The 4,987-nt window shown below is 69.0% G+C and carries 7 protein-coding genes; all 7 read left to right on the top strand.

Annotated elements, in window-relative coordinates:
- Window positions 1–825: MlaA family lipoprotein (locus AC07NX_RS18170; RefSeq protein WP_494643671.1), on the top strand; the 825-nt coding region annotated here is incomplete at its 5' end.
- Between the two features lie 17 nt (window positions 826–842).
- The gene (locus AC07NX_RS18165; protein WP_494643669.1) at window positions 843–1,490 is read left to right on the top strand and encodes an MlaC/ttg2D family ABC transporter substrate-binding protein; all 648 of its coding nucleotides are present in this window, start codon (window positions 843–845) and stop codon (window positions 1,488–1,490) included.
- Window positions 1,491–1,552: 62 nt separating this feature from the next.
- On the top strand, window positions 1,553–2,074 hold the full coding sequence (gene mlaD / locus AC07NX_RS18160; protein ID WP_494643668.1) for an outer membrane lipid asymmetry maintenance protein MlaD: 522 nt from the start codon (window positions 1,553–1,555) through the stop codon (window positions 2,072–2,074).
- 1 nt (window position 2,075) lies between these two features.
- Entirely contained in the window at window positions 2,076–2,882 is an 807-nt protein-coding gene (locus AC07NX_RS18155; protein WP_494643667.1) for an MlaE family ABC transporter permease, read from the top strand.
- Window positions 2,879–3,643, top strand: coding sequence for an ATP-binding cassette domain-containing protein (locus tag AC07NX_RS18150; RefSeq protein WP_035091864.1), 765 nt, complete (start codon window positions 2,879–2,881; stop codon window positions 3,641–3,643). Before AC07NX_RS18155 ends, AC07NX_RS18150 begins: the two co-directional genes overlap by 4 nt.
- 3 nt (window positions 3,644–3,646) lie before the next feature.
- Entirely contained in the window at window positions 3,647–4,105 is a 459-nt protein-coding gene (locus AC07NX_RS18145) for a hypothetical protein (RefSeq protein ID WP_494643666.1), read from the top strand.
- A gap of 198 nt (window positions 4,106–4,303) precedes the next feature.
- The coding region (locus AC07NX_RS18140; RefSeq protein WP_494643664.1) for a HAMP domain-containing protein at window positions 4,304–4,987 on the top strand (684 nt) is incomplete at its 3' end.

Below are 4,987 nucleotides of genomic sequence, written 5' to 3'. Positions count from 1 at the left end.
GTCCGGCGCGGTTGGCGGCGTCGCGACCCCCCCCCCCCAACCCCCCCCCCCGCCGAACCGCCGCCGCCATTGGTGGCCGCGCCAGTGGCGAGCGCCGATTCCATCGACACCGCCTACGACCCGCTGCAAGGCTTCAACCGCGGCAGCTTCGGCGTCAGCATGGGCCTGGACCGTGCTGTGCTCCGTCCGGTCGCCCACGCCTACATGGCGGCGACTCCCAGCCCGCTGCGTCGCCGCGTCAGCGCGGTGGTCTACAACCTGGGCGAGCCGAGCACGACGGTGAACGACATCCTGCAGGGCAAGCCCAAGCGGGCCGGCCGCTCGTCGGCGCGCTTCCTGATCAATTCCACGATCGGGGTCCTGGGCATCTGGGACGTGGCCAGCGGCATGGGGCTGAAAGCCCACGACGCCGACTTCGGCCAGACCTTCGGCCGCTACGGCGTCCGGCCCGGCCCCTATCTCTACGTGCCGGTCATTGGCCCGTCGAACTTCCGTGACGGCGTCGGCCGCGTGCTGGACTTCTTTACGGACCCGGTCGGCATCGTCGGCGGCGGCTATACGACCACCTTCGGGGCCGCTCGCCTGGGCGTGCAGACGGTCGACACCCGCGCGCGGGCCGACACCGCCTTCCGCGCGCTGGACGACGCCACCGATCCCTATGTGACCGCGCGTTCGGCCTATGGCCAGTACCGCGAAGCCTTCATCCGGGAAGCCACGGGCGAGGTGCAGGCCTTGCCCGATTTCGACAGCGACTTCCCGGCCGACTCCGCCCCCGCCGCGGAGCCCGCCTCCGCGCCGCCCGCTCCCTCCGAACCATCCCAATGAATTCGCCGGAAACGCCCATGACTGACGCTCGCCCCACCCGCCGCTTCGCCCAGATGGCCCTGGTCGCCCTGGTTGGCCTCGGCGCCCTGGGCCAGGCGGGCGCCGCCTCCGCCCAGGCGGCGCGCGACCCCCAGGCCGAACAGTTCGTGCAGACGCGCGCCCAGCGGGTGATCACGGTCCTGGCCGACAAGAACCAGAGCATCGCCCAGAAAAAGGCGACCTTCCATCAGGCGATCGACCAACTGGCCGACGTGCCGAGGATCACTAATTTCGTGCTCGGCAAGTACGCCCGCACCGTCACGCCCGACCAGCGCCAGCGGTTCGCGGCGGCGTTCCGCGTCTATGCGGAAAGCGTGTACCAGAATCGCATCAGCGACTATCACGGCGAAGTCCTGAAGGTGACGGGCTCGACGGTCCGCAAGCCGGGCGACGTCATCGTCAACACCACGATCTCGGGTGGCCAGGTCGGCCAGCCGCTCCCGGTGGCCTGGCGGGTGATGGGCGGCGGAACCTCTTGGAAGGTCGTCGACGTTCAGTTCAAGGGCGTGTGGCTGGCGATCACCCAGCAGCAGGACTTCGTTTCGACCATCGATAACGCCGGCGGCAATATCGACGTGTTGATCAGCCAGTTGCAGCGGGACGCCCAGCGTCCCGCTTCGCGATAACAACAGGGACGAGGCGGCCGTTCGGGCGGCCGGCCTCGCAGGGCTTCGAAAGGATAAAGGGCTTGCGCGAACAATGGGCCGAGACCCTGATGGGTCTCCTCGTTCTCGTCCTGGCGGCGGGTTTCCTGGTCTATTCGCTGACCGTCGGCGGCGTCGGCAGCAAGCCGGGCGGCTATGACGTCACGGCCAAGTTTGGCCAGGTCGGCTCGCTGGCGCCGGGCGCGGCGGTCAGCGTCGCGGGCGTCAAGGTCGGCACGGTTTCGCAGATCAGCCTGGATCCCAAGACCTATCTGGCGGTCACGAAGCTCAGCCTGGACCCCGACGTCAAGCTGCCGTCCGACTCCACCGCCAAGATCACCAGCGACAGCCTGCTGGGCGGCGTCCATGTGGCGATCGCCCCCGGCGGCGCGGCCGACGACATCAAGCCGGGCGGCGAGATCGACAACACCCAGGGCGCGGTCGACCTGTTCGGCCTGATCGGTTCGGTGATGCGGCCGCAAGGCGACGGCGGGGCCGGCAACGCCGCGCCGGCCGCCGGCGCACCCGCGGCGAACCCCGCCGCCACGGCTCCGGACAGCTACTGAGATGGCCGCGGCCAACGCGGCGATCCCCGCGGTCTTCAAGCCTCTGCGCACCATCGGCCGCTCGACGCTGGGCGCCTTGCGCATGGTGGGCGGGGTCGGGGTCTTCGCCCTGCGCGGCGTGATCTCGGTGTTCAGCCCGCCGTGGTTCCCCGTCCAACTGCTGCGCCAGCTGGTCGCCATTGGCTTCTTCTCGCTGCCGGTCGTGGGCCTGACGGCGATCTTCACCGGCGCGGCCCTGGGCCTGAACATCTATACCGGCGGCGGACGGTTCAACGCCGAGCAGGTGATGCCGCAGATCGTCGCCCTGGGCATCACGCGGGAGCTGGGGCCCGTTCTGGCGGCCCTGATGCTGGCCGGACGGGTCTCGGCCGCCATCGCCGCCGAGATCGGAGCCATGCGCGCCACCGAGCAGATCGACGCCATGCGCACCCTGTCGACCGACCCGTTCCGCTATCTGGTCGCGCCGCGTCTCCTGGCCGCGACCCTGGTGCTGCCGCTGCTGACCCTGGTCGCGGACATCATCGGCGTGGCCGGCGGCTGGTTGGTGGCGGTGCGGATCCTGGACTTCAACTCGACGATCTATGTCCGCAACACCATGAACTTCATCCAGGGCTGGGACGTCGGCTCGGGACTGATCAAGGCGGCCGTGTTCGGCTTCATCGTCGCCCTGATGGGCTGCTACCACGGCTACAACGCCAAGGGCGGCGCGCGGGGCGTGGGCCGGGCGACCACCCATGCGGTGGTGTCCTCGGCGATCCTGATCTTCGCCTCCGACTATTTCCTCACAACGCTGTTCACGCACGCATGACCGAGATCCCCAAACTTGAATGGAAGGGCGTTCGCAAGCGCTTCGACGGGCCGGTCCTGGACGGTCTGGACCTCAGCGTCGCGGCGGGGCGGTCGCTGGTGATCATCGGCGGGTCCGGCCAGGGCAAGTCGGTGACCATCAAGGTCGCCATGGGTCTGGTGCGCCCCGACGCCGGCCAGGTGCTGGTCGACGGCGAGGACCTGATCGGCGTGAGCGGCGCGTCGCGTCGCAAGCTGTTCGAGCGCATCGGCGTCCTGTTCCAGGGCGCGGCGCTGTTCGACAGCCTCAGCGTCTGGGAGAACGTCGCCTTCCGGCTGATCAACGCCGACGGCGTGCCCCGCAAGGAGGCCAAGGCGCGGGCGATCGAGGCCCTGGGCCGCGTTCACCTGGGCGCCCATGTCGCCGATTCCTATCCGTCCGAGCTGTCGGGCGGCATGCAGAAGCGGGTCGGCCTGGCCCGGGCGGTGGTGGCCAGTCCCGAGATCATCTTCTTCGACGAGCCGACCACGGGCCTGGACCCGATCACCTCGGCGGCCATCAACGAGCTGATCGTCGACCAGGTGAAGGGCCTGGGCTGCACGGCGGTGTCGATCACCCACGACCTGGCCTCGGCCCGGACGATCGGCGACGAGATCGCCATGCTGCACGCCGGCAAGATCGTCTGGCGCGGCGCCCCGGCCGAGCTGGACCGCACGGACAATCCTTATGTGCGCCAGTTCGTCGATGGGCGGGCTGACGGGCCGATGGCCAGCACGGTCTGAGGCATGGCGGCGTGGGCGGCGAGGGCGGCGGCGTTTGCGCTCATGCTGGGCTGCGGCCTGGCGGGGGCGGCTCAGGCGCAGGACTATGTCCGCGCCGACTGCCGGGCCCAGATCGATTCGGCTGCGTTGCGGTTCGATACGTCGTTGCACCAGCGCTGGTACAAGCGGTTCTGGACCGGCGAGTGCGATCACCTGCCGTTCTGCTTTTCCGGCTCGCCGAACTGGAACGACATTGTCGGCAAGCTGCTGACCCGGGGCGGTCCGGCCGAGCGGACGGCCCTGCTGCCCAAGGCCTGCCGGCTCGGCCAGATGATCGGGCTGGAATGGGCGCGCGACAAGAAGGTCCGCCGAATCGACACCGGCGACCTGCACGCCTTCAAGAGCCAGCTGGAGGCCTCCGGCGACGCCCTGCGCGGGGTTGAACGCGTCGAGGCCTCGGCCCGCGCGAAAATGGCGCGATAGCGACCACCGCCGTCCATCGGTGAAGAGCTTCACCATGAGAGCGGAACCAAAGAATTTTCCCTGCGTTGGACCGTTTCGGGGAGGGGCAAGGGAATCCGGGACAGGACGTCGAGCGCGGCAGAGCGCTTTCAACGCCGAAATCGGCTTCCCACGAGCGCCGCCCACGTAGATCGAACGGTTTCGACGTGGAGTATTCCTATGCCGGCGGCACAGTCCAAGGCGCAGCAGCGCGGGCTCGACAACCACCAGCTTCTGGCCGCCTTGCGCGCCTTTCGGCGCGGCGACTTCTCGGTGCGGTTGCCGACCGACCTGTCCGGCCTGGACGGCGAACTGGCCGAGGCTTTCAACGACGCCGTCAATCTGAACGATCAAATGTCGAAAGAGTTCGAGCGCCTCGGCGACGTCGTCGGCAAGCAGGGCAAGATCAACCATCGCGCCCGCCTGCCGGGCGCCACCGGCTCGTGGGCCGCCAGCGTCGACGCGGTCAACAATCTGATCACCGACATGGTCCATCCGACCGCCGAAATGGCCCGGGTGATCGGCGCCACCGCCAAGGGCGACCTCAGCCAGACGATGGACCTGGAGAACGAGGAACGTCCGTTGCGCGGCGAGTTCCTGCGCATCGGCAAGGTCGTCAACACCATGGTGGGTCAGCTGGGCTCGTTCGCCTCGGAAGTGACCCGCGTGGCCCGCGAAGTCGGCACCGAGGGCAAGCTGGGCGGCCAGGCGCAGGTGAAGGGCGTGGCCGGCACCTGGAAGGACCTGACCGACAACGTCAACCTGATGGCCGCCAACCTGACCGGCCAGGTTCGCAACATCGCCGAGGTGACCACCGCCGTCGCCAACGGCGACCTCTCGCGCAAGATCACGGTCGACGTGAAG

It is taken from the genome of Caulobacter sp. GW821-FHT09A05, assembly GCF_059418465.1.
Note: the sequence above shows the minus strand (reverse complement) of the source record. Positions and strands in the feature narration are given on the sequence as shown.

Coding starts and splice junctions, on each gene's coding strand:
- AC07NX_RS18145 (WP_494643666.1), top strand. CDS start 3,647: ATGGCGGCGTGGGCGGCGAGGGCGGCGGCGTTTGCGCTCATGCTGGGC.
- AC07NX_RS18150 (WP_035091864.1), top strand. CDS start 2,879: ATGACCGAGATCCCCAAACTTGAATGGAAGGGCGTTCGCAAGCGCTTC.
- AC07NX_RS18165 (WP_494643669.1), top strand. CDS start 843: ATGACTGACGCTCGCCCCACCCGCCGCTTCGCCCAGATGGCCCTGGTC.
- AC07NX_RS18155 (WP_494643667.1), top strand. CDS start 2,076: ATGGCCGCGGCCAACGCGGCGATCCCCGCGGTCTTCAAGCCTCTGCGC.